This window comes from Psychromonas sp. SA13A, from assembly GCF_011378715.1.
GTDB lineage: Bacteria > Pseudomonadota > Gammaproteobacteria > Enterobacterales > Psychromonadaceae > Psychromonas.
Genome location: NZ_WTKU01000001.1, coordinates 478,196 through 502,870 on the forward strand (window position 1 = coordinate 478,196; position 24,675 = coordinate 502,870).

Annotated in this window: 16 protein-coding genes and 1 CRISPR repeat array; of the genes, 4 read left to right on the plus strand and 12 right to left on the minus strand. The window is 34.6% G+C overall.

Going from position 1 to position 24,675, the window contains the following annotated elements; genetic code table 11:
• Positions 1-99: 99 nt before the first annotated feature.
• Both cas1 and GQR44_RS02065 read left to right on the plus strand, forming a co-directional pair.
• Entirely contained in the window at positions 100-1,005 is a 906-nt protein-coding gene (gene cas1 / locus GQR44_RS02060; RefSeq protein WP_166368719.1) for a CRISPR-associated endonuclease Cas1, read from the plus strand.
• Positions 995-1,297, plus strand: a complete 303-nt coding sequence (locus GQR44_RS02065; protein WP_166368721.1) for a CRISPR-associated endonuclease Cas2 — start codon at positions 995-997, stop codon at positions 1,295-1,297. Before cas1 ends, GQR44_RS02065 begins: the two co-directional genes overlap by 11 nt.
• A 175-nt stretch (positions 1,298-1,472) precedes the next feature.
• Positions 1,473-2,518: a CRISPR direct-repeat array (repeat unit 38 nt; unit sequence ATCAACCTAAAGAACGCCCTGAACTAAGGGATTAAGAC).
• A gap of 153 nt (positions 2,519-2,671) precedes the next feature.
• Here the strand turns inward: GQR44_RS02065 and GQR44_RS02070 are convergent.
• The 5 genes from GQR44_RS02070 to GQR44_RS02090 form a co-directional block, all read right to left on the minus strand.
• Positions 2,672-4,387 (minus strand): radical SAM protein, encoded by a 1,716-nt coding sequence (locus GQR44_RS02070; RefSeq protein ID WP_166368723.1) that lies wholly within the window; start codon positions 4,385-4,387, stop codon positions 2,672-2,674.
• 275 nt (positions 4,388-4,662) lie between these two features.
• Positions 4,663-5,670, minus strand: a complete 1,008-nt coding sequence (locus tag GQR44_RS02075; protein ID WP_166368725.1) for a GTPase — start codon at positions 5,668-5,670, stop codon at positions 4,663-4,665.
• 52 nt (positions 5,671-5,722) lie between these two features.
• A complete protein-coding gene (locus GQR44_RS02080; RefSeq protein WP_166368727.1) occupies positions 5,723-6,694 on the minus strand; it encodes a GTPase in 972 nt (323 codons plus the stop codon).
• A gap of 37 nt (positions 6,695-6,731) precedes the next feature.
• Positions 6,732-7,442, minus strand: a complete 711-nt coding sequence (locus GQR44_RS02085) for a GTPase (protein ID WP_166368729.1) — start codon at positions 7,440-7,442, stop codon at positions 6,732-6,734.
• A 1,174-nt stretch (positions 7,443-8,616) separates the two neighbouring features.
• Positions 8,617-9,777, minus strand: a complete 1,161-nt coding sequence (locus GQR44_RS02090; protein WP_166368731.1) for a DUF1887 family CARF protein — start codon at positions 9,775-9,777, stop codon at positions 8,617-8,619.
• A gap of 857 nt (positions 9,778-10,634) precedes the next feature.
• On the opposite strand from GQR44_RS02090, the gene GQR44_RS02095 reads away from it, so the two are divergent.
• Together GQR44_RS02095 and GQR44_RS02100 are read left to right on the plus strand one after the other, a co-directional pair.
• Entirely contained in the window at positions 10,635-11,849 is a 1,215-nt protein-coding gene (locus tag GQR44_RS02095; RefSeq protein ID WP_166368733.1) for an anaerobic sulfatase maturase, read from the plus strand.
• A 133-nt stretch (positions 11,850-11,982) separates the two neighbouring features.
• Positions 11,983-12,894, plus strand: a complete 912-nt coding sequence (locus GQR44_RS02100; RefSeq protein ID WP_166368734.1) for a LysR family transcriptional regulator — start codon at positions 11,983-11,985, stop codon at positions 12,892-12,894.
• A gap of 290 nt (positions 12,895-13,184) precedes the next feature.
• On the opposite strand, the gene GQR44_RS02105 is transcribed toward GQR44_RS02100, so the two are convergent.
• From GQR44_RS02105 to GQR44_RS02135, 7 genes are all read right to left on the minus strand, one after another.
• Positions 13,185-14,480 (minus strand): hypothetical protein, encoded by a 1,296-nt coding sequence (locus GQR44_RS02105; RefSeq protein WP_166368736.1) that lies wholly within the window; start codon positions 14,478-14,480, stop codon positions 13,185-13,187.
• Positions 14,481-14,579: 99 nt separating this feature from the next.
• A complete protein-coding gene (locus GQR44_RS02110) occupies positions 14,580-15,659 on the minus strand; it encodes a carbohydrate porin (RefSeq protein WP_166368738.1) in 1,080 nt (359 codons plus the stop codon).
• A 904-nt stretch (positions 15,660-16,563) separates the two neighbouring features.
• Positions 16,564-18,345 carry a right-handed parallel beta-helix repeat-containing protein gene (locus tag GQR44_RS02115; RefSeq protein WP_166368740.1) on the minus strand — a complete coding sequence of 594 codons (1,782 nt, stop codon included), beginning with the start codon at positions 18,343-18,345 and terminating at the stop codon, positions 16,564-16,566.
• 246 nt (positions 18,346-18,591) lie between these two features.
• Positions 18,592-20,325 (minus strand): solute:sodium symporter family transporter, encoded by a 1,734-nt coding sequence (locus GQR44_RS02120; protein ID WP_166368742.1) that lies wholly within the window; start codon positions 20,323-20,325, stop codon positions 18,592-18,594.
• 14 nt (positions 20,326-20,339) lie between these two features.
• Positions 20,340-21,803 carry a sulfatase-like hydrolase/transferase gene (locus tag GQR44_RS02125; protein ID WP_166368744.1) on the minus strand — a complete coding sequence of 488 codons (1,464 nt, stop codon included), beginning with the start codon at positions 21,801-21,803 and terminating at the stop codon, positions 20,340-20,342.
• An 881-nt stretch (positions 21,804-22,684) separates the two neighbouring features.
• Positions 22,685-23,392, minus strand: coding sequence for a M15 family metallopeptidase (locus GQR44_RS02130; protein ID WP_166368746.1), 708 nt, complete (start codon positions 23,390-23,392; stop codon positions 22,685-22,687).
• Positions 23,392-24,669: a TRAP transporter large permease gene (locus GQR44_RS02135; protein WP_166368748.1), complete on the minus strand. Its 1,278-nt coding sequence runs from the start codon at positions 24,667-24,669 to the stop codon at positions 23,392-23,394. Before GQR44_RS02135 ends, GQR44_RS02130 begins: the two co-directional genes overlap by 1 nt.
• Positions 24,670-24,675: the final 6 nt, after the last annotated feature.

Consider the following 24,675-nt stretch of genomic DNA (forward strand, 5'->3'; position numbering starts at 1 on the left):
ACATTTATTTTGATTTTTTTGAAACAAATTTGTCAAAGTTCAAGCAACTACAAAATATTTTATGATGGTTCCAGTCAAAAACGTCAACTGGAGATAAATATGAGTGCATTAGTCATCATGGAAAAAGAAACAAGGTTATTTTTACGGGAAGGTCAAATATGTTACAAGGCAATCTCAGATACTAGCCGGTTATTGCCTTGGAAAGGTATTACACACTTAGTGATCGGCAAAGGTGTAGACATATCAACTCAACTTATATTACGCCTGGCAGAAAAAGGTATTTCTTTACTTATTCATGGCACAAAAAATAATGAGCTAGCTTCACTTGTCCCTTTAAGAACACCGACATCCCCAATAAAATTACAACAATACCAAGTATTTTCAGACCAACATTGCTGCCATCGATTATCGATTATGTTATTAAAAGTGAGAGCTAATATGCAATTTAATAATTTACGAAAACTACAACTGCCAGTTAGTGGGGATAGGGTCAAAGAGCGAGAGCAACTACAGACAACCCCAAATCTAATGCTACAAGAAGCCAAAATAAGCAAACAATATTGGCAACAACTAACCACTATTTTGCAACCATGGGGCTTTACAGGGCGTATACGCAGACCACCAACAGATCCAATTAATGCTTTACTTTCATTAACTTCAGTAATGGTTGATGGCTTGTATAATCATTCACTACTTATACAAGGTTTAGATTTAGGCTTAGGATTTCATCACCAAACGGGTTACCGAAGACAGAGTTTGATTTGCGATTTAAAAGAGCTTTCGCGTGCAGATTTAGAATATTGGGTTATATCGATATTCTTAAATAAGCAACTCACTCAGGCACATTTTGAAAACAACAACGAAGGGTGCCGACTCAATAAAGAAGGGCAAGTACTTTTTTATAAAGCTTGGTATGCTTTTGCTGAACAACATAAAAAACATGTCGATTATGTCTGTAAATTGGCTAAAAAAGTCATATTAAGGGAGGTTAAGCATGCTAAATAACAAACCAATATGGCTTATTAGTTATGATATAAGTTGTGCTAAGCGGCTAAAAAAAGTACATAGAATATGCAGTAGTGAGGGCTGGGCACTGCAAAAATCACTTTTTCTATTTTGCATTAACAAAGCAGAACGTTTATTAATATGTGCAAAACTTAACGAAATTATCGACCTCTCCGAGGATCGCCTTTTGTGTATTCCATTTTCACCGACTGATGGTAGTTTTCACCAAGGTAAGCAAGAAAAATGGTTATTAATCCATTCAGATCCTCGTTTGGAAGGCTATATTCTTTAAACAAAGCATAATCTAGGCCAAATAAAAAAAGAGTAATATAAGCAACTGATGTTAAAGTAAAGCATAATTATTGGCTGCTATATTGCTTAATTGATAGAAAAACATAAGTGACTAGGTCTACTTTTTAACGTATTATTTAATTTATATAAATCAATATGTTGTAGTTTCATGCTCTATCAACCTAAAGAACGCCCTGAACTAAGGGATTAAGACCCTATGAATAAAAGTCGACCTATGGGCTCTATTTCAATCAACCTAAAGAACGCCCTGAACTAAGGGATTAAGACCTCCGTCTCTGTTGGCTATAGTACTATGGTTAGATCAACCTAAAGAACGCCCTGAACTAAGGGATTAAGACTTGGAAAGGTGGTTGCCAGATTGAGATGCTACGATCAACCTAAAGAACGCCCTGAACTAAGGGATTAAGACCTTGACAGGTGGCGCGTTAAACTCTATTGCATTCATCAACCTAAAGAACGCCCTGAACTAAGGGATTAAGACGCTTCCTCGGCACTGGATGTGAGGGGGCTGTAGAATCAACCTAAAGAACGCCCTGAACTAAGGGATTAAGACGGCATTGTGTATTGCGCATCTCCCTCGTAATTGTATCAACCTAAAGAACGCCCTGAACTAAGGGATTAAGACGAAGCCACTTGGTACGAGGTAACTTCAGCCTTATATCAACCTAAAGAACGCCCTGAACTAAGGGATTAAGACGAACTCGGCACCTGGGAAAGCCTCTTTAAGTGCACATCAACCTAAAGAACGCCCTGAACTAAGGGATTAAGACTTAGGAGACTTCGCTTGTAACTTACGGTATTCTTATCAACCTAAAGAACGCCCTGAACTAAGGGATTAAGACAACAATTGAAAAGACGCTTCACCGACAATATCAATCAACCTAAAGAACGCCCTGAACTAAGGGATTAAGACCTCATCAAAAAACTCACTATCACGGCTACACCAATCAACCTAAAGAACGCCCTGAACTAAGGGATTAAGACCCAAGTATTGCGTTCATTAAATCCTTGTTCACCTATCAACCTAAAGAACGCCCTGAACTAAGGGATTAAGACATAGAACTGAAGTGTCTATATGGTGTATATTCATAGATCAACCTAAAGAACGCCCTGAACTAAGGGATTAAGACATTACCTGTATTTCGAACGTGCGCACCAAATACATCAACCTAAAGAACGCGCTGCTCTAAGGCGGTTAAGGCTTATGTTTTTCAATGAATGATTCTGATAGTCGAGGGCAAAAACTGAACAATGCCCTAAGTAAAGGGCATAAATAAGGGGGCAAATAAAATATACAACAAAAATATACAACAAAACTATACAACAATAGGTTGTAGCTATTTCTGCAATATAATCATTTATTGGTGTGCGACGATAATAAGTTATAAATGGAGGTTGTAAGTGGCTTTACACTAAGTGATAGCTCTTGAAGTGGTGATTCTGTTCTTAATAAACATAACCCTGTATCTTCATTATGACTAATAGCATAGGCGATATCTTTACTCTTATAATATTCAATATCCCAGGTATATATTGCTTGTTGCGTAAAACCTTGGTTTTGCATAGAGGTAAGGTAATGCGGAATATCTTTTATCACACGTCCTTCATCTAAAAACTCAGTTTGATGTGCACCGTTAGCTAAAATGGTCATTTTTTGTGAGATAGCTAAAGCGGACTCATCGTAGCTGTTTTTAGCAAGTTTTCGATATTCATTTTCAGGTTGCTGAGGATGGAAAAAGTAAGTTTCAGTGAATTTTCTGACTCTTTCAAGCTGCCCATTCAACAATCTCTTTCCACGTTCCACTTGTTCTTTGTTAAGTAGATAATAATAGGCCGTTTCGTGTTTTTTACTATTATGCTCTTGGATAAGGATTGGACTATTATCTTGAAAGTACTCAGCCATTTTATCGATATATTTATCACCTTCCATGATATTGGTTGCCAGGTTATCAGCTGATAATGTTTCAAAGTGTTCTGGGTGAAGAAAGCAAGGAAACTGTTTCATTTCAGCAGTGAAGGTAACACCTCTGTTTAATAAACAAACATTGCAACCTCGCGCACAAGGACAATGTTGCAACTCAACCTCTAAATGACTGTTTTTATATTGATACACATCCTTTTTTTGGTTTTGCCATAATAATGTTAATTCATTATGTAAACTGCTTTTAACAGCTCCTAATGTGTAAAAATAGGGGTAAAAATCTTTTAAAGCTTCTGTAATTAATAACTCTAAAAATTTTACTGATGTGGCTCCACTTTGTTCTGCATAATGTAAAATAGCATCAAGTGAGTTTTTGGAGGTATTAATGTCTTTCAAAAGTACAATATTAAGTTTAAAGGGTATGCTTGCCTTTTCAATCATGGTTATTTTCGATTTTATTTTATCTAATAAATCGTCGCTTCCAAATTGTTGTTTTTTCTTGCGATGTACTATTTCAAGGTATTCATCATCTAACAAACTATGTAGCGATAAGTTAAAGCGCACTAAACTTGGAAAATTTGATAACCTATCAATAATATGTTGATTGATTCTTTCGCCATTAGTGACAATTGTGATCTCAGGAAGGTAATTGATTTTCTCCATATAGTCTAAGCACGCGCTAATCCCCTTCCAATTTAAAAGAGGCTCCCCCCCTGTAAAGGTAAAATCATCGTATCCGAGATCTGCAAGCTGCTTTATAACGTCGAAAAACTGTTGATGCTGCCCTTTTTCTCGACGAACCTCCATTTCCATACCTTCTTCATGACAAAAAAAACAATGGTAGTTACATTTTTCAGTGATCGAAAATCGAACGGCTTTACGATAAGTTATCTTTTTATGATAATGATCTGATGCATGATAGTAGTTTAATTTTAATAGGCGTTTTATCGTTGAATCACAAGCTGACGCTAAAAAGTATAGCTTTATGTTTGTGATATTTTGTTCTGCAAGTGCAAGTTCTAATTTAACTAAAGCAGGCAAAATATCAGCGGTCGATTTCTGTATCTGTAGTATCGCGGTGTTTGATTCAATCTTTAATTGATAATAAACCCCCATAAACGGTGAGTCGTAGAATGCATCTTTTAACATGGGTAAGGCCTTTGAATTAAATGAAGTGCAGGAGATTATCATTGTGATGACATCGAAAAAGCAATTAAAGCACCTATTAAGGAGTAATTCAGGCTAAAGTTAACATTTATTTTTATATCATCATCTTTTAGGGTGTTATTATCCAATGAGCCTATTGTCAAAATGTATTGCTTCAAAAGGATGAAGCATTACCGAAGGCTCTTATCTACTCGTTTTTATATAAAATAAGCAAAATATATTGCGCCACTTAGCCTTCAATTAAATAAAGCTCTTATTTAAAGACCAAAAAGATTAGCAATGCCACTTACCAAACTTCGCCCTGTAGAAGCAATAGATTTGCCAATATTGACAACTGCATTAAAGGTACTCACAACAGTATTGCTAACAATATCAACCGCTGCACTTGAAATGTCACTAACTACTGCCATTAATGATTCTGCCATCGATTTTTTAGTTTCGTTAGTGTAGTCCTTTAAATCGTCATTGGTAGCGTAAAGACTGTCATCTGTTGTCATATTGTCTGCTATTTTATAACGCTTGTTTGCCGGTATGTTTTGCACAATAAAGTGAAGCAATTTGGCAAGGTTGTAAGGGTTTTGCTTTTCTAATTCATCTTGGTAGCCAGCGCAATAATAAATAGGTTCAATATCTACGCCAGTATTTTCTTTAATACGAACTTGTGTTGATTTTACTTTTGCTTCTAGCTGCTCAATTAATGCCTTTGTCGGGCGATTTAATTGGTGATCCCATCCTTTTCCGTTCATTGCCATGTCTGCTTGGTTAATAGCAATTAAAATACGACAATCATTATTCCCTATATTAGGAATAATAATTTTCTCCAATAATCGGTAAGTTGTTCCATAGTCTCTACTGCCACCATCAAGCAATACAAGCACTAAATCTATTTTACAGTGTCCTTCCTCATCGGTTTCATTAAGTAGTTTACTTATGCCCTGAGCGTGGCGAATATCCTCATTGATACCATCCCCAAAACCAGGACTATCCAATATTACTAAGTTATCTAGTGTATATTGCTGAATGTCCATTGTTTCTGGCATGCTACTCATTCCAACGGTCGCAACATCGGTTTCAAATAAAGCGTTGATAGTAGAGCTTTTACCTGACCCTGTTGCACCAGTGATTAACAAATTAACTTCTTTTTTTTCCATTTTTATAATGTTGTTTAAAATGGTTTTTTTATCTAATTCATTAATAGCATCTAACGACATTAACTTTTCTTTTAACGTCTTTAATAAATTCTCTTTTTTCGATGACTTTTTCATTCACACACTCCAAATAACGATTAATAAAATAATATTTTTTGTTGTATTAACATTAAGAAAACAATCCGAAAAAACCACCTATCACGCCACCAATCACACTACCGGCAACCTCGCCTGCAAAGCCAAAACGTCTACCTATACGCCCTCCCAACTGCGAACCTTGTTGAACGCCATTAAGTACTTGCCCGAACATATTCTTACTGATTTTTTCTTGATATTTCTTATCTTCTTCACGCTCTCCCCACATTTCTTGCTCTGGGTTACTTTCAAGTATGACAGTGGCTGCTTTGTTTTTAGGCGTATGTTTAATAATAAAATAAAGCAATTTTGATAGGTTGTAAGGTTGCAGTCTATCGCTCTCTTCTTGGTAACCGGCACTGTAATAAATAGGCTCAATATCAACACCCGTTGACTGGTTAATACGGGACTGTGTTGAGATCACTTTTTGATCCAAAAAGTCAATTAATGCTGGAGTTGGTTGGTTCATTTCACTGTCCCAACCACGCCCTTTTTTCGCTTGATCAGCTTGATTAATAGCCACTAGAATACGATCTTTTCGTTGCTTACCAAGGTACGGTATAAGCACTTTGGTTAATAACTCATAGCTAGTGCCGTAGTCTTTTTGACTACCATCTAAAATAAGCAAAACCATGTCGATTAAGGCTTCACCATTTTCATCGGTTTGTTGTAAAAGATCGATTATCTTCTGACTATGGCGTTTGTCATTTTCGATACCATCTCCAAGGCCAGGGCTATCCCAAATAGTTAAACCACCAAGAATATATTTATCAATATCCATGGTTTCAGGATCAACGCCCATCCCTACCCGAGTGACTTGTTTTCCAAACAATGCATTAATAGTGGAGCTTTTACCTGAACCTGTTACACCTGTGATCAACATATTCACTTTTTGGTTACGCATTTTTTGGATGTTTTTTAACATTTGAATTTTATCTGCTTCATGCAATGATGCATTTTCACGGATCTGTTTTTCAATCTCATTTAATTTATTAACATCATTCATATTTAAACTCTCTTAATTTATTATTTTTAATCGCTATTTATGCAATATGAAGCATTAAGTTCCGACGTACTTCTGGCATGGCATTGATGATGGCATCCATAAAAACATCAAGGTTAAAACCTTTATCAGCCGAGTAAAAAATAGGACGCTTTACCTCGATACCACAGGCCGATTTAATACGAGATTGGATAGAACAAGCCTGCTCTTCTAAAAATTCATGGAGAGATGAAGTGGGCTCCCCTTTAGTGTCATCCCAGCCTCGGCCTTTTTTAGCAACATCTGCTTTATTAATCGCAATCACTACTCTTTCCGGTTCGATATTTGCTAAAATAACGTCATTAATAAGCTGATAAGTGCTTCCCATATCACGATTGCTACCTTCTATTACGATCACAACCATGTCGATGAAGCCATATGTATTACCTTGCATTGGATATGTTTTATGCAATAATTCTATTAATTTTTTACTATGCTTTTTATCTGACTCAATACCATCTCCGAGACCAGGAGTGTCCCAAAACCGTAATTCACCATGAAGTTTGTAGTGATCTAAAGTCATGGTCATAGGGTCACAACCGTATCCAACTTTAGCGATTTTTTTGTGGAATAAAGCGTTTAATGAGGTTGATTTACCTGCTCCCGTTACACCTGTAAACATTACATCTAATGGACGAAACCCTGCTTTATTAAGGTTTAATCTCATCTCTTCGATACGATAATCAATGCTATTAAAATGTTGTTTATTCATAATTTAATTCCTTAATAAAACACAATAGTTACCAGTAAAAAGATTGCCTCACCTGTATACTTCTAAGTTTTTGATAGGTAAAACGAGTTAAATGACGATTAATCGTCGAGTAACCATTTAACAATTAATAATGCAAACATGTTCATATCCTTGTTGATTCGATGCTTTATAAAATTGGCGGTTAAAGTAATATTTAACGCTCTCTGCTTTGTTGTTATTTAATATACTGATTTTTTGTATTTATGATGCCGACACAAATTTGTCTAACACCAGTTAACTGCTGACGATTCATCATCGAGTAGCTATTTAGTAATTAATAACGTGATCATGTTCCTCCCCTTGTTTATTAGATAATTTGTTAAATAATTATTTTATGTGTTCTGCTTTATTGGTATCTAAAAGGCTGTTTTTTATATCCTGATACGAATAAAAATTTACTTGAAAAAACTTACAAATCGTTAATGCACAAAAATAGTGTTTTATTTTATTGTTGTTCTTTGTAGCTTATTTAATTTTTTTAATGAGGATAGATAAGAGCTAAAACTTGCTGGATAAGATAAAAAAGAGGAGCTTGGATCAATATTAAGCGGCACTGAAATTAGAATAAGATCATTATTTTGGTTCACTCCTTTAGAATATAAATATCAAAGACATTCAATGTTTTCCAGCTAACTTTCTGACTTTTAAATCAACATGGCTTTATAATATTTGATATCTATATTTAGTAATAAAAAAGTGATATTTAACTTTAAATAAATACGCCTAATGTAACTATAATCATCCTAAAGCGAATAGAGGCATTACAGCTAAAGCGCATGTTTTTAACCTTTTAGGTTGGCTAATAAACCAAGACAGCAGCAGCTTTATTGGTTATCAATACTGAGAATGGGATAGACTTTTAGGTCTATAGACAGAAGAGTAATAATCTAAAGTGCAGTACGACTTTAACGCCTTTCTATTATTCACTTGAATAATAATTATCACTATATTAAACAAAATAAACTGACTTCAAAAAATATTGAAATCAGTAAAGTTTAAACGAGAAAAATAAGTTCAAAAAAGCTAAATAGTAGCTAGATATAAGATAGCGATGGTTGTATAGGCCGCATTCTCAAATTTACTTAGCGGCATAATTTAACTTTTACACAAAGATAAATAATATTGTTTTACAAGGTTAATCGCCCTGAATAATTTTACGTACTCGGTCTTCCATTGCCTTAATATCATTATGATGATCAACTATATCTATATTAAGTAATCTAGCCCGATCTTTATCTCGAATATCAATATCACGGTAGCTCATGATAATTCCTTTAGCTCTAATACCACCTAACGAGTTTAATAGGGTGCCTAATTTATAGACAGCTTCATCGGCTCGACCATTTTTACCTGATATGTTTGCTGTTTTGCACTCGAATAAATACAATCGATTATTCAGTAAGAAAGCCACATCAATTTCATTTTTTATCTCTTTTTGTGTTTTTTCAGTCGGTTTAACAATTAAGCTGGTAATAATTTTACCTTTACCGTCAAAATACTGCTTATTAATCCCCTGTAATAGAGTGCAAACATACAACTCATACCAACCACCATTAGCAAAAAAGCGTGCTTCTTCAGATTTGAAACGAACCTTTTCTGCTAAGAGCTCTATCAATCCAACGCGATCTAGGTCATCAAGCAAACTACCGACGGGATGATTCTCATCTTTTTCTTTCCCCTCTAAAGGCACGGTTAATTTATTTTTATCACCACGTGAAGCTATATAATTAAGCATACCAATAGCAATTTTTTCCGATTTGTTTTTATCGGTTGCCCAGTCCTTTACCAACGCTTTATAATCTGATGAACTAAACAAAGGAGAGTCAGAAATAATGTCATAACCATGAGCAACCAAATAGCTAGAAATTGCTAAACTTGCCTCAATTTCGACGCTGACTAGACTTTGTATACCTGCTTTAAATAACCAATTCAATTTATTATCATCGACATAAAATACGGGTATATCTTCGTTATAACAATACTCGTATGCTGCTAATGTCATTGGTTTAGTACCGCCATTACTATTGAAAACGATTTGTTTATCTGGGTAACCTTTCACCGCATTTTCAACTGTCTTCTGTATTTCACCCCAATCATTCGAAAGCAGATCAACTGAGCTTACTTTTATTCCATTAGGTTTTAATGCTTTGGCAATATTTTCATCTATCTTTTTATTTTTACTCCAATCACTTACTAATAAAATAAGGTGTTTACACTCTATCTGTGGAGATAAAAAGGGTAATATAATTGGATCTGGCTGACCAGAAGCAATGGCAATAATAGCGTCAAATTTCATTCGAATTCTCTTTATATTAAGTTAGATATGTTAACTTTTTATGTGACTGCCAGCGCCCCTTTAGGGGCGCATTCATAATAAAAACTTGTTTATTTAATATGAATATTTTTACCTAGCTTACCATTCAATTAAATATACCAATAATAGTATTAGTTTTGAAATACTAGCGTTGTTATGTAGTTGCAACACAGTTCTATGTAGTTGATATGTAGCTTCTATGCAATCGTAAAGTAATTATTTGGATCGTACTTCAGAGAAATATCTTTAAGTTTGTAACGAACAATAAAAAATTCACTTACAAGGGTAAAACCAGCTAGACCTGAGAGCAACCCTGTCCTACAACCTGTAAATTGCCTATCATTAACTTAATCACATTAAAGATAGATCATTATGAATAAAGAAGAGCTAGAAGCATTCGCCCTTAAAGCATCAAAGGGCTTAAAGTCCCACCGATTAACATAAGTTTTTGTTTGGCTGAGAGGCACCTTATAATTTAAGCATTTCCTTTCTAGATCACATAATTTCTAATAATAATCGACGCGCTCTTAGTATGTTCGTTTTTTACATCATCTTTATTATTTAATCCATTCATATACTGGTTATACCTGTGGAATATAGCCAAACGTTAAACAAATAATCTCATCATTGTCGTTTAGGTATTTATTAATAACTTCCTCAACAGCACTATTGTTCATTTACAAAAAAACATCAGAATAATATTTAATATCACGTTTAATCAATGTGGGTATAAGTACAATATTATTAATAAATACCTAATGAACTTTTATCAATGAGATTTAGTGACTTTATTTTCTAAAGGTAGTGTTAGCAACTTTTTAATATAGTGAGTATAAAATATGGAAAAATTAAATAGTGGCTGTCATGTCATGACAAAACCAACGGGGTCTACCTGTAATATTGACTGTACTTATTGTTTTTATTTAGAAAAATATAAATTATATCCAGAATCCAAGCAAAAATTTATGGATGATGAAACACTAGAAATTTTCATTCGCCAACAAATAGAAGCGCAATCAAGCGATACTGTGGATTTTGCTTGGCAAGGTGGTGAACCGACTTTAGCTGGTATTGAGTTTTATGAGAAAGCGATTCAATTACAAAAAAAATATGCTAAAAACAAAAAGATCGTCAATGTCATGCAGACGAACGGTTTGCTTTTAAATAAAGCATGGTGCCAGTTATTTAAAAGAAATGACTGGTTAATAGGTATATCTATAGATGGCCCAGAAGAATTACATAACGCCTACCGTGTAACAAGAAGTGGTAAAGGCACGCACCATAAAGTCATTAAGGCAATTGAACTGCTAAAGCGCCATAAAATAGAGTTTAATATCTTAGCCGTAGTTAATAGCCTTAATGTTAAACAACCAGAGAAAGTGTATAAATATCTAAAATCATTAGGCACACCTCATATTCAATTTATCCCACTCGTTGAACGAGAAAATACTAATGCAGAATCTAATGAAATCCGCTTAATTGGACCAGATTTTGTTCGCCAAGCACAAGTAACAAAATGGTCAGTTCCATCACTTCAATATGGTGAGTTTTTATCGCGTATTTTTGATATCTGGGTAAAAAATGATATCGGTAAGGTGTTTGTACAAATATTTGAAACGACCCTAGCAACGACCTGTGGTTACCCTGCTCAGGTATGTATTTTTAGTGAAAAATGTGGCCATGCTTTTGCTCTGGAAGCTAATGGAGATCTTTATAACTGTGACCATTATGTATACCCCGAACATAAGCTAGGCAATATTCATGAACAATCAATAACCACCATGAATAACAGCGATCACGCAAATCAGTTTGGTGAAGACAAAAAAGATAAAATAGCAGAAGACTGTAAAACATGTGCATTTTTAGAACAATGTCATGGTGATTGTCCAAAACATCGATTCATTGCTTCATCTACAGGTGAACATAATCTGAGCTATTTCTGTGAAGGGCTGTTTTACTTTTTTAAACATAGTGCACCTTATATGAAAACCATGAAAGGTTTACTAGAAACGCAACAATCTCCGGCCCTATTAATGAATATTTTAAGAAACTAAAATTTAATAAATCGTCAAAGTAAATATCAGAACGACTGCTTAGAATGATCAAAATCATGTTTGTTTAGGTGCTCTAAATACAACTATAAATGATTATTGTAATAAATAAGGCAAATACAGGAATAGAATAAAGATGGAAAAATTATTCACTCATTTTATGCAAGTTGTTTTACATGGTTCTATTTCGCAAGCAGCCATATTTCTTAACATTACGCAGCCAGCAATAAGTCGAAGCATAAAAACCCTTGAGGAGCGTTATAAAGTTCAACTATTTGAGCGTAAAGCGCGTGGTGTTGAATTAACACCGGCTGGCCAAATAATGATGGAGCGATGCATTCTGATAGAAAATGAGATGAAAGGTATGGAATCTGAAATCAATTCTTTATTTTCTGAAAAAGAATCTTTGCGAATTGGCTCAGGCCCTGCTTGGGAAACCCCCATAAAAGAAATGATTTCTAATTTTTTATTTATGTATCCAAATGTACATATAGAAATTATGCCAAATACTATTGAAAATCTAATTCCAAAGTTAATTTCAGGTGAATTGGATATCGTATTAGGGGGAGAGAATGGTAAGTCATTTGTAGAAAATAATGATGTCTCTTTTATTCCGCTGATGGATACTCGCCTATGCATTATTGCCCACGAAAACCATAAGCTCGTTCAATCATCGGAATACTCATTAAAACAGCTTTCAGATTATCCTTGGGTTGGTTTTCAAAGTTCGAACTCGATGCTTGATAGCATCAATAAATTATTATCACGCGAGCGTACTCCCCCAATTAACTTTATTCTCAAGACAGGGTTTATTGAAGTTGCATTAGCTTTGGTAAAGAAAAATGATGCATTATTATGTGCAACAAACTCTCTGCTACATAAAATCAAAAATAGAGGATTCGTTGAGCTGCCTTTAAATGAGCCCATTTGGCATTATCATATAGGTGTTTGGACTAAACCTAATGCACAGCGTCGCCATTTAATTAATGAGTTTATAAAACAAATTAAGCAGCAGGTAGCCAATAATAAACATCATAAGCACTTTTAATTCGCTAATATTCAAAAAGTGCCTTATTTTCAACATCATCAAATAATCGACGTAATATTTGCTTTAACCTCAATTCTGGTTAATCAAAGTGGAATTATATTTAAAATCATAAGATTATCTTTTTTGGCTATACAGTGCCGTTAGTTTTTTGTAGTTCAAGGCGAATTATTGAAGGAATAACGGGTTATTGAGAGATAATTTAACGCAGAAATCTGCGGAAATAACGGTGTTATATCGTTTTGCTTATCCAGAACAGAGGTTACTTAGCATCAAGGCCTATCAAAACTGGCTTATTCTTCTGTTGTATAAACCTTGCCTCTGTCAGCGGGAGTGATGATTTCTTTTGTATCTGCTTTAAATCCATACATTTTAATATTGGTTAACGATGCCTCATAATTTATTGGCTGACCTGGGCCACCAACATAACCAACCGCAGAGATAGACGGACCTTCCAATGCTTCCAACGCGTTATCTGTTCTGAATATATATCGTTGTAAGTCTTTAGATAATAAAGAAAAGTCTTTATGTAAAATTTGAGAGTGGTAGCCAAAGGTTGCATCGATCCCATCTATACTTACATTTTTAAATACTCCAAGTTTTAGTCCTTCCATTGTATTTTTCTTTGAAATAAAACCAGTGGCGATTCTGACTGCAAAATTACAACCATCTGCACTTATATTATGTGCTTCTATATTCTCATTAGTTTGAATCGTATGAGGAGATAATGTTAATGCAGCACTACCATTGATACACCTTATATCTTTGGCTTTAATATTAGTGACACCACCTAACTGCATATTATTCATAGGAGCATAACCCGTTTCCAACCTTAATGCAGCGCCACCTTCAGACTCTATATTTTCAAAATAGACCTTATTTGCAGCTTGGGCTTGCACTGCTCCATAACCATATGCAGCGTTATAAATAGTGATGTTTTTAACATCGCCGCTTGTTGGCAACTTACCTCTATTCGCTTTATTTTTATCGGTTAATATTACATTCAAACTCATCGCTGAATATTTTGTATTGTTATCATAAATATTCATATTTGATGTCAAAAAGTTTTCAATATTGAAAAAATGAAACACTTTTATGCCGTAAACATTATTAAATGGTTTAGCAGGATTCGCGCCGGAAACTTTAGTGATAGCAGGCAGCTGCACGATAAAGCGTTTGTCTTTTTGTAAACTTGTCACAGCAACATTTTTGACAACTTCATCATTATGCTTCCCCACGTTGAATATCGCATCACCGCCATTATCATACATCGCCTGTAGATAAGGCCTTATGCTGGCACTTTCATCAATTAATAACTTAATATTTGATTTTAACTCCACATTCATAAAGTAATATACGCCTGCAGGGATAATAATCTCTGCTCCGCCCATTTGTGATAGTTCATTAATTGCAGATTGAAGTTTTTGTGTATCATCTTTTTGATCAGAATTATCAACGTCGTAATCAGTCACTAAGTTTTTTACGATAGACGTTTCAAAACCTTTGTAATATCCGTTATCTGCAAAAACTTGGAGAGATGTTGCTGAAATCAGTAAAGCAAGTGATACGTTTTTTAATCTATTGTTCATATATATACTTAAAGAGTGTTATTAATAACTTAAAAGCGATGACCACCGCCATCGCTTTTAGATTTAGTTAAATATCAGATATTCTAAATTTCAGTCCTGTTAAAAATGGTATTTGAGACGAACACGTCCACCAATGGCACTTTCTTTACTATTGTCGCCAATTTTAGTTTGCGTATAACCAGCCCCAAGATATATATCAAAGTTTTCTAGATCCAAAACACTTGGAAATTTATAGGAAGTATAAATTCTTAATTCTTCTGTATCGTTAGCATTTTTGTCCGCATTTCTTGCCCCATATAATGTAGCTATATAAAAATTTTGATACTGAGCACCAACACCCATCGAGAAAGATGTGGCTTCATTATCATTAATACGTTTATCAGATAAATACCCCATACGAGCATTTAGTGCTAGATCATTTGTCACCTTATAAATACCGGTAACCGCTGAACCAAACCATGCATTTCCATCATCTACAACCTTCGAGCTATCATTAAAATCATCTTTAACATTGTCATTAGCCGTAATAAAAGAAGCGACGTCTTTTCCTGCTATATCAGAGCTATCGGTTGCTACAGGGATTTCAAAACCAAATGCCATTGATACTGTGTCTGTATCATAAGTAACGAGTGGTCGGGCAACCATAGTACTACCATCGTCACGAGATTGAGCGGTCAATTCAAATCCAAAATTATCATTTAGTGTTTTAGTAAAAGTAATTTGTGGGTACCCAGTACGACCACGAAATTGTTTTGCACGATAAACCGTTGAGTTCGCGGTTACAAAATAAGTATCTTGCCCCTGATAAGAAAGCGTCGTTGCTTCAAAATGACCTGCTTTAATAGACCAATCATTTACTACACCAAATTGAAGAGTAATCTCATGTGCATTACCATTATTATCATTACCATTTTGTCTCCATATTGGGTGAAGGTTAAACCCAACAAAGTGACCATTTTCTAACGTTCTCTGCCCATCAAAAAGAAACTTTAAACGACCGCCAGAATTGAAAACTTTAGCGTCATTATCCGTTCTTTGCTCTATTTTGTTCACATTCGATTCGTTCGAAAAATCAAACTCGGCATCTACCCCTAAATTTATAGTACCGATAGGCGTTTCATACACAGCCCCTGCATGCGCTGTTGATGCAAAAAGTAAGGCGAGAATACTTGGTGTCAAAAAACTTTTTTTCATACGTTTATGTCCCTATTAATTATCAGAAATCACTAATAAATTTATTTCTGATAATTAATAAAAAAAACATCTGTTTTTTTCATTTACCCAATATTTTTTATAAAATAAAAGGATTCATCTATCGATAAAATTTATCTGTGAGCAATTTCGACTAACCTTATAGGTACAAAAATTCTAATTAATGATGTGTCTCACGTTTTTATTTGGGTCAAATTTTACTTTGATAAAAGTCTGAGATAGGCCATCTTAGGGATAAAGAATAAATGAGGAAGGTATCAATATAATTAATAGGTCTGCATTGTTTTTAATTTCAAAACATAAATATAACGAGGGAAATACCTCTTTAAAATAGCCTAACTCACTCTATTTTTAATAATTTTTTGATCTCGATAACAAAGACGATTAAATAGCATTTTAAAATTGGCTCAGATATAACACACCTAGATTCCGCATAGTAAGTGCTGCATTCAGAGTCATATCGACGTTCATAAAGAATATTTAGTTGTAATGGTAGTGGAACAGCTATACCTATGAAGATAAAAGAATCAGCCTGCTGTAAAAAAATCTAGGTATAAACGATAGGCTCTAACAAGTAGATCTCCTTCGACTTTGAGTGATGGATAATTTACAGAGTCAGAATTACAGTGAATATTATGCTTATAAAGACCTGTAGATAAACTTAACCTGAACAGGTTTAAACAATGTAATAGAAATGGAAGATGCAGAAGGTACTCAGTCGAGAAATGGGTTAAAATTATACATTCATATAAAAAACAACAGATCTGCTTTGAATCATACTTAATGATGTCATTGAAAGATCATGTTATAAATTAGTTTAAAGCTGCAAATTCATTTAATCATTTACAGCTTATTGTTATATTTAAGCAGGTTAATTCGTCGAGTAGAAACCCAAGTTTTTATCCACAACAGCTTCGCTCACCTTACTCTGTTTGACTAACAGCTCACTGTTAAAGCCCTCGCTACGATTATTTTTAATTACCGCTTTATTTACAGAGTTAAGATTTATAGAGGGATACTGACTTAGATAGTCACGGGTATTTGTAGATGAAACGATACTATTATTGCTAACTAATAAGCTATCAATCGAACTACCGTGTACGAACAGTCCATTAAGACTATTAATTTGATTCTCTATAAAACTCACCTTTCCATGATAGGGTTTTTCACCATATTTTTGGTCTTTGGTTAATTTAACTAATACATATAATGGATAGGCATCTGGATCTGAAAAGCCCACTTTATCAAAAATATTATTATGAATTGTCACATCTTTTGTACCACTCGATTCATACCAGAAGTCATTGTCACCCACCAAAAGTACATTATGCATTTGGTTATAAAAACAATTTCCAGTAATTTCAACCTTACCTTTTGTGGTCAATAAAGCTCCGCGAGCCCTATTTTTTTCTATAATATTATTTTTAAAAACAACATTCGGCTGCCATGTTAAGTTTTCAAGCGTCATTTCAAAAGGAGGGATTGGATCCGGTACTTCAGCAAAGCGAATTAAAAATACTTTACTGTTAATAATGTTAACTTCTTCCACCGTTGTTTCAAAAAAAGAAGAGATAGTTTCTTTATTAGTAAAAGCAACCTTATCTCCAGGATCAGCAAAAATAATACCTTCCTGTTGAAAATGGCTAATCGAAGCGACGAATGTATTATCTCCGACATAGGAGTCAACATTGACATAAGCACCGTGAACATTAATGCCATCATCAAGCATGTGATCTAATTTACAATCTTCAACAACAATGTCGCCTTTACAATTCATAAAGTGCGTAGCATCGGCCCTCGTCGAAACCATACGATCATTTGATGGTGTAACAAAATATTGTGATAAGTTAATATTCTCAGTTCGCTCAATAATCAGAGACATGCCCCCCGCAGTATGCACAGTCATATTTTCTAAAATAATATTTTTAGAATCAATGACATGAATCGCTGGGATATGACGATTTAAGGTTCTTTCTCCATAAGTGATCCAAACAGCGCCTTCGGGAATGGGTTGTATATTTTCACCTAGTTTTGAGAATTCTACACAATCATTTCCAAGATCAATTGCATGAGGATAATCAACTGTTTCATATAAAGGAGGATTATAAATTGGTGCGGTTGTATTTTTATCAAAAGCTATGTTTTGGCCAACATGAACCCATTGCTCAAAACGTTTAAACAAAATTTTGTTATTTTCAATTTTATAAGGGTAACGCTGTGCATTTATTTTAGCGATAAAACTCTTTTTTTCAGGATCAGAGGTGACAATCTCTAACTCTGAGTGGAATGGCATAATAAAATCTATTTTCACATTTTTAATAGTGAAATTTTTTGATTTATCAACAGCAAAAGGAATGACTTCATCATAAAAAAGAAATAATGAATCATCGCCATCGATAGATAAACTATTCATATTATTAATTAAAAATGCGATACGTTTTAGACCATCATCATGATTCGCAATGTTTTTATATGCTTCCATCGCGTGTTTTTTATAGAATTGATAGACCCCTTTAGGAAAAAACAACTTAATGTCGTCCATCCCCTTTATTTTAAATAATAATTGACTCAATTTTAATGTGATGTCGGTGTTCGGTACAATTCCATGGTTAGATACATCTATTATTTTTTGTTTCATTTCTTTAGCGCACATAAACCTGTCCTATTTTATAGCAAAGAAAATAATGAAGTATTCGATGGTTGCTACGTAAAAATTTCACTAACAAGACGTGGCTTTAATAGATAGTTGTTATCACTTCAAGACTCAACGTAGGTAGGTTAAATTTCAACAAGCAGAACGAAACGTTTTTTACTTCCTTTGCTCTTATTCTTTGTTCATAAAAAAACACTCTATGCCTTCGTTTTAATAACAAATACATAGAGTGTTAATAAATCTAACCTAGCTTAAGACCTCTACCTCAGCTTGCTTCTTTGCATGGTGTTTAGCTAAAAGGGCTTTAACTAATATGTTCAATACAAAAACAGAGATGATTGATCCAACTAAAATAGTGATAAGGTTTCGAGCAATATTTTCAGGCTCAGTAACAATACCCGCAGAAGAAGCCATGACATAAGTAGCGACCATTAACACAAAGGTCATAACGCAAGCGATACGTATATGTTTCCAGTGAGTTAAATCGACAACATCTACTATAGGTAATAATACTTTGTTTGATGTATCAGGATTTCTTATGGTCATGAACCATGTAATGGCAAGACTCAATCCGAATAAGATAGCTGCTTTATGAAGGAAATGTAGATGCCAACCAGTATAAATGTAATTTAAGAATAATGAGAAAACAACATAGGCAATGGCACCTGTAATCGTTGATTTAGCAGTCGCACGTTTGGAAACCATACCTACAACAACAATCAATAGTATTGGTAAATGAAGCGAAGCATTAAATTTTTGCACAAACATGTACATTCCAGCATCTGCATATTGAATCAATGGTGCAAGACAAGCAGCCATGACGGCAATAACAGCGCCAAACTTTTTACCAACTGAAATACATTTCATATCAGAGTTAGATTTACTAAATGGTTTATAAATATTCAGAGCAAAAATAGTAGAACATGTATTTATAATTGAATTAAACGTAGAAACAACTGCACCAAATAATACCGCACCAAAAATACCAACCAAATAATCAGGCATGAGACGATTAATCAATAGTGGATAAGCTTCATCGGCTTTAATACCTTCTGTGCCATAAAGATGAAAAGCAATAATACCTGGTATTAACAAAATGCCGATACTCAGAATTTTTACCACTCCCGCCATCAGGATGCCTTTCTGCCCTTCAGCTAAATTCTTAGCACCTAGAGCACGCTGTATAATCAACTGATTGGCACAAGCAAAATAAAGATTGATCAAAATCATACCAGTAAATATGGCAGAAAAAGGCACTGTTACTTTCGGAGCAGAAACTGCATTTAACATTTGAGGATTATCGACAACTAATCGATGAACGCCTTCAGATATACTACCGCCACCTAAAGCGTTTAATCCCAAAACTAGCACTAAAATACTACCGAAGAAGAACCCAATACCATTAATTGTATCCGAGATAACGACCGCTTTCAGACCACCAAAAATCGCATAAATACTGCCAATAATAGTAATAAAAGCAATCGTTCCTATTAGTGCTGCATTATCTGAAAGGTTAAGTAGACCAGAAATATCAAAGACTTTACTTAAACCAATTGCCCCCGCGTAGAGAACAGCAGGAAGTAGAATAAAAACTAATCCCACCAGAATACAATACGACATAAAATTACGAGCGCCGCTACCAAACCTTTGTTCGACCAGTTCGGGTAGAGTAGTAATTCCCCGGCTTAAAAAATAAGGTAAGAAAACAACAGCCATTATTATCAAGCCAAGAGCGGCTGTTACAGCCCACCCCATATTAGAAAGGCCAACTGCGAATCCTTGTCCATTAAGTCCAATTAATTGCTCTGCTGACCAATTAGTTAGCAGTATTGAAGTACCAATTTGTAAACCAGTTAGGCCTCTCCCTCCCAAAAAGTAACCTGTAGATGTTGTTAAATCTTCTTGTTTTGTTGCTCGCCAAGATATGTAAGCCACAAGTGCGGTAAATGCTACAAATGAAATTATTGTCCAACTGTTCATATTAATATCCTCTGTTATTCATACGCATATGCAGGACCAAACTCGGCAAGTCCAACCATTATGTAGGGGTTTAAACATTTATCATTTACCGACTCGGCAAAAGACCACAATTCGCGATATAAAGATTTTTTTATGTCTTTATATTTATCATCAGTCGCTAAATTAACTAACTCATCAGGATCAATTTCTAAATTGTAAAGTTCATCATAATCAAAAGAGTTATAAACCAGTTTCCATTTATCATTGAATACCGCGCGTTGTATGCCATAAATCTCATTGCCATTAGTCTGGGTAAATGAATATTCACGCCATGTTTCAGGCTTATTATCGTAAATAAAAGGTAATAAACTTTGCCCCGTTAATGTCGATATATCTTCATTAACAAGTGCTAAAAATGTAGGTGCAAAATCAGCTAATGAAACAGGCGCATCAATGGTGCGATTAGGATTTTTTAATCCATTTTTCCAACTAATCACTGCTGGAATATGATACGCACCTTTAAAGGCAGGCAAACCCTTACACCATAGGCCATGCTCACCGTTGTAATCCCCGTGATCACTTGTAAATAAAATAAGAGTATCGTCGAAATCACTACGTTTTTTAAGCTGGTCGAGTACTAATCCAAAAAGATAATCCTCATAGGTGCAAAACGCCATATAGTGGATAATGGCATCCTTTTTTTCTTCTATTGATAATTGATTAAATGCTTTCTGAGTTCGCTGATACAGGTGAGGTTTATCATGAAGATCATCAAAATGAATATCCGTCAGTTCAATATCAACATCTTTATACATATCTAAAAATTTTTGAGGTACAAAATATGGGTCATGAGGCCCGAGAGTGCCTAAATAATATAACCAAGGATTACCATCTTCTGGTATTTCATTAAGTTTTTCTATTGCTGCATTGACGACATCAAAATCATTAAATGGGTTATCTTTCGAACCATAGTGATTGTAATTAGGATAGCCTGCGCGTTTTATTTGCCCCACTTTTCTCGGAGTGTCTACGTCTTCATCTCGTGTTTTAGCGAGTTTTTTATAAACTTCCCAACCCGAGCTCATATGTTTAGTCGCTTCGTCGGGTTTTGTTCTTTTATTTGAAGTAACGTAAACTTCTTCAAACCCATGATCTTCAGGGCCTGTTTCATAACTAACATGCCATTTACCTGAATACCCCATTCGATAACCTTGTTCTTTAAGGTTTTCTGAAAACAATGCTATCCCAGGGGTTAATCTATCTGATAATGCATTTTGTACACATACATTGTTCCATACGCCGTGTTCAGTTGGATATTTTCCCGTAAAAAAGGTCGCACGCGATGGGCAACAGTGTGGTGATGGGCAATGCGTATTTTTAAAATTCACACCACTTTTCATCAGAGATCGTACATTTGGCATTTCAATTAACGGATTAGTTAATGAATCACCTCTTTGCTGATCTGTCATGAAAATAAATATGTTAGGTTTCTTTGTCATTGGTATAACCTTTTTAATAAAATGAAAGGGTTTAATGATCGAATAACTGTTTATCGAATACTTATTTCGACTCACCATATAGCAACAAACATCATAATTAGTGACGGAAATCGCATTTTATTTGAGCAATATTCTGGAGTTATTAAAATAGGATGTAGTACCGCTTAGGGATAAAGAATAACTGAGGAAGGTATAACTAAAATTAATGGGTTACTATTTTATAAATCTATAATCTAGGCTAAGGGTTGAACTCCCATACCTTTCTAAATCACTATGATTAACTCTTTTTAACAAATAATTTGTCACACCGTGACCACTTAAAGACCGCTGAGCTTGACTCTATAATTTGGCCGAACTTACTGCCGAGTGGCCTGATGTGAGAGCTTACATTCGTTATTAAGTGAAATGTTCGATACTTGGCATTAATGCTTGTTAGCGGCTGAATAACTTGCCAATTTATCTGTCACAATCTTTAGTAGCCCCTCTCTTTTCAACAAACGTTTAAAAGAGCACATAGCAACTTTTTTAACTCTTCAGTTATTATACAAGGTAAAAATTTAGCAGATATAAGTGTTATGTTGGATGTGACAAATGATCTTGATAAAAAATAACAAGTAGATGATGAAGACAGGGTAACCATTAAAGTAGAAAACAGCACCTCAATGTCATTGGAGTAGAAATTACAATGTTGCTGACTGAAAGAAGCAGTAAAGGGATAGAGATAAAATATTTCTCCACTGTTTCATTTTTTGTAGCCCTAGCAATATTAAAAGTATTCACTGTAGTGTTACATTAATCGAAGACCACTTTTTTGCATCATAAAATGGCATCATGGCTTACCTTTTCATCTATTAGAAAGAAATAAGCCACTGATTAAAACGTTAAAGCTTATCAAACGTAATAGATTCTATCCCACCATAAATAGCCGTGCTTTGCTTTTTGTAATACCCCCAAATTTGATTACCATAATCATAGTGCCACCATTCACTTGGTAAGTTAGTGAACCCAGCATAGATCATGGCATTATATAAAATTCGACGATGTTTACGTGCTGGCGAATCTGTTTCGCTTTCATAAGCACTTGAAGATGACAAAGGTGAATTTTCATCAAAGTCACTACCCATTTCAATCATACACCCGTTATCATCACACAATGTAACATCAACAGAACCACCAGTATTATGAGGACTAGGATTTAAAGGGTCCTCACTCGGCGGTGCAACTAGGGCTCTTGCGGCAGTATAGATCTCACCATCTGTAATATTTTCATCACTCTTTGATTTAATATCAATTAAGATATTTTTAAACAAATATTTTTGTACCTGAGTAGATCGCCACCCATCTAACATCACTAGATTAAAACCTTTGGGTAATCGCTTATTAACCTCTAGTAACTTTAAAAATACAGATTCTCTAACATAACATTCATTTATCGCACCTGGCAGGCCAATTTTTGAATATATTGGAAATGTGAAAATCTGTTTATTTAAAGAAGTAGGTATTAACCTTTCCGAATTATCACTAATTATAATTGAAGGTAATTCACTCCACTTAGGCAGTGAAATAGTAGGAATAGCTTGAATATACATTAATTAAATATCTCAGGTAAAAATAAAACAATACTAGGGAATAAAATCACAATAGTAAGCACAATCAACGCAAAAAATATAAAAGGTAAAATCTCTCTAAACATTGTCATAAGAGGAATCTTACTCACTGCACTAGCAACGTATAAACATGCCCCCATTGGAGGCGTTATTAATGCAATTGTAATATTCATAGTGATGATAATGCCTAAATGAATAGGATCAACTCCCGCAACTAATGCGATAGGAGCGAATATTGGCGTTAATAAAACTAAAGCAGACACTTCTTCCATTAGCATTCCCACAAAAAACGTAATGCCACTAAGGATGAAAAGAACTAACGTAATATTATCGATAAATGGCGTTAACAACTTAGCAAAATCTTTTGGTACTTCTGCATAACCTAGTACCCAAGTTAAAATTGAAGACGCAGCAATAATGATGAATATAGCACTCGTCAGTTTCATTGACTCGATAATCGCTTTTTTCAATAAAATCCAATTTAAAGTACCAATAGTTAAACCAACTATAATTGAATAAATAACGATCAATGCACCTGATTCAGTAGGTGTTACAATGCCAAATACAATGCTAAAAACAATTAATAAAGGCGCAAATAATGCAGGAAGCGCTTGGTATCCAGTCACTAATACATTGCGTATAGAAAAACCTTCTTCATTTACTTTTAAATCATGTTTGTGTGCATATACCCAGTTCATTAACATGAAGATCACACTCAAAATAAGCCCAGGTATGATCCCTGCAAGAAAAAGATCGCCAACCGACACATTAGTGAGCGATGAGTAAATAATCATAAATATACTAGGTGGGATGATAGGCCCAATCAAAGAACTCCCAGCGGTGAGACCTGCCGCAAAACCTTTTGAGTAACCTTCTTTTTCCATCGCAGGTACTAAAATTGTCCCGAGTGCCGTTGTATCTGCAACGGCGGAACCATTCACCCCTGCAAAAAAGACACTTGAAGTTACATTCACATAACCCAACCCACCTTTATAATGGCCAACAAGGGATTTTGAAAAAGCCATCAATTTAGGCGTTAGCCCACTGGCATTGAGTAAATTACCGCCAAGTACAAATAATGGAATAGCTAACAAAGCAAAGCTATCAATACCGCTAAAAAACTGTTGTGGCATAATTCTGACCGCTAATCCCATATCAATAAATAAGAAGCCAACAAATGACGACAAAAGCAAAGAGATAAATAAAGGAACACCCAGAAATAAATGAACGAGGAAAACAAATAAAATAGCTAAGACCATAATGTT

Excerpts from the sequence above, each read along its gene's own strand:
- GQR44_RS02075 (WP_166368725.1), bottom strand. The coding sequence starts at position 5,670 with ATGAAAAAGTCATCGAAAAAAGAGAATTTATTAAAGACGTTAAAAGAA.
- GQR44_RS02120 (WP_166368742.1), bottom strand. The coding sequence starts at position 20,325 with ATGAACAGTTGGACAATAATTTCATTTGTAGCATTTACCGCACTTGTG.
- GQR44_RS02125 (WP_166368744.1), bottom strand. The coding sequence starts at position 21,803 with ATGACAAAGAAACCTAACATATTTATTTTCATGACAGATCAGCAAAGA.
- GQR44_RS02135 (WP_166368748.1), bottom strand. The coding sequence starts at position 24,669 with ATGGTCTTAGCTATTTTATTTGTTTTCCTCGTTCATTTATTTCTGGGT.
- GQR44_RS02090 (WP_166368731.1), bottom strand. The coding sequence starts at position 9,777 with ATGAAATTTGACGCTATTATTGCCATTGCTTCTGGTCAGCCAGATCCA.
- cas1 (WP_166368719.1), top strand. The coding sequence starts at position 100 with ATGAGTGCATTAGTCATCATGGAAAAAGAAACAAGGTTATTTTTACGG.
- GQR44_RS02130 (WP_166368746.1), bottom strand. The coding sequence starts at position 23,392 with ATGTATATTCAAGCTATTCCTACTATTTCACTGCCTAAGTGGAGTGAA.
- GQR44_RS02105 (WP_166368736.1), bottom strand. The coding sequence starts at position 14,480 with ATGAACAATAGATTAAAAAACGTATCACTTGCTTTACTGATTTCAGCA.
- GQR44_RS02070 (WP_166368723.1), bottom strand. The coding sequence starts at position 4,387 with ATGTTAAAAGATGCATTCTACGACTCACCGTTTATGGGGGTTTATTAT.
- GQR44_RS02080 (WP_166368727.1), bottom strand. The coding sequence starts at position 6,694 with ATGAATGATGTTAATAAATTAAATGAGATTGAAAAACAGATCCGTGAA.
- GQR44_RS02065 (WP_166368721.1), top strand. The coding sequence starts at position 995 with ATGCTAAATAACAAACCAATATGGCTTATTAGTTATGATATAAGTTGT.
- GQR44_RS02115 (WP_166368740.1), bottom strand. The coding sequence starts at position 18,345 with ATGTGCGCTAAAGAAATGAAACAAAAAATAATAGATGTATCTAACCAT.
- GQR44_RS02100 (WP_166368734.1), top strand. The coding sequence starts at position 11,983 with ATGGAAAAATTATTCACTCATTTTATGCAAGTTGTTTTACATGGTTCT.
- GQR44_RS02095 (WP_166368733.1), top strand. The coding sequence starts at position 10,635 with ATGGAAAAATTAAATAGTGGCTGTCATGTCATGACAAAACCAACGGGG.
- GQR44_RS02085 (WP_166368729.1), bottom strand. The coding sequence starts at position 7,442 with ATGAATAAACAACATTTTAATAGCATTGATTATCGTATCGAAGAGATG.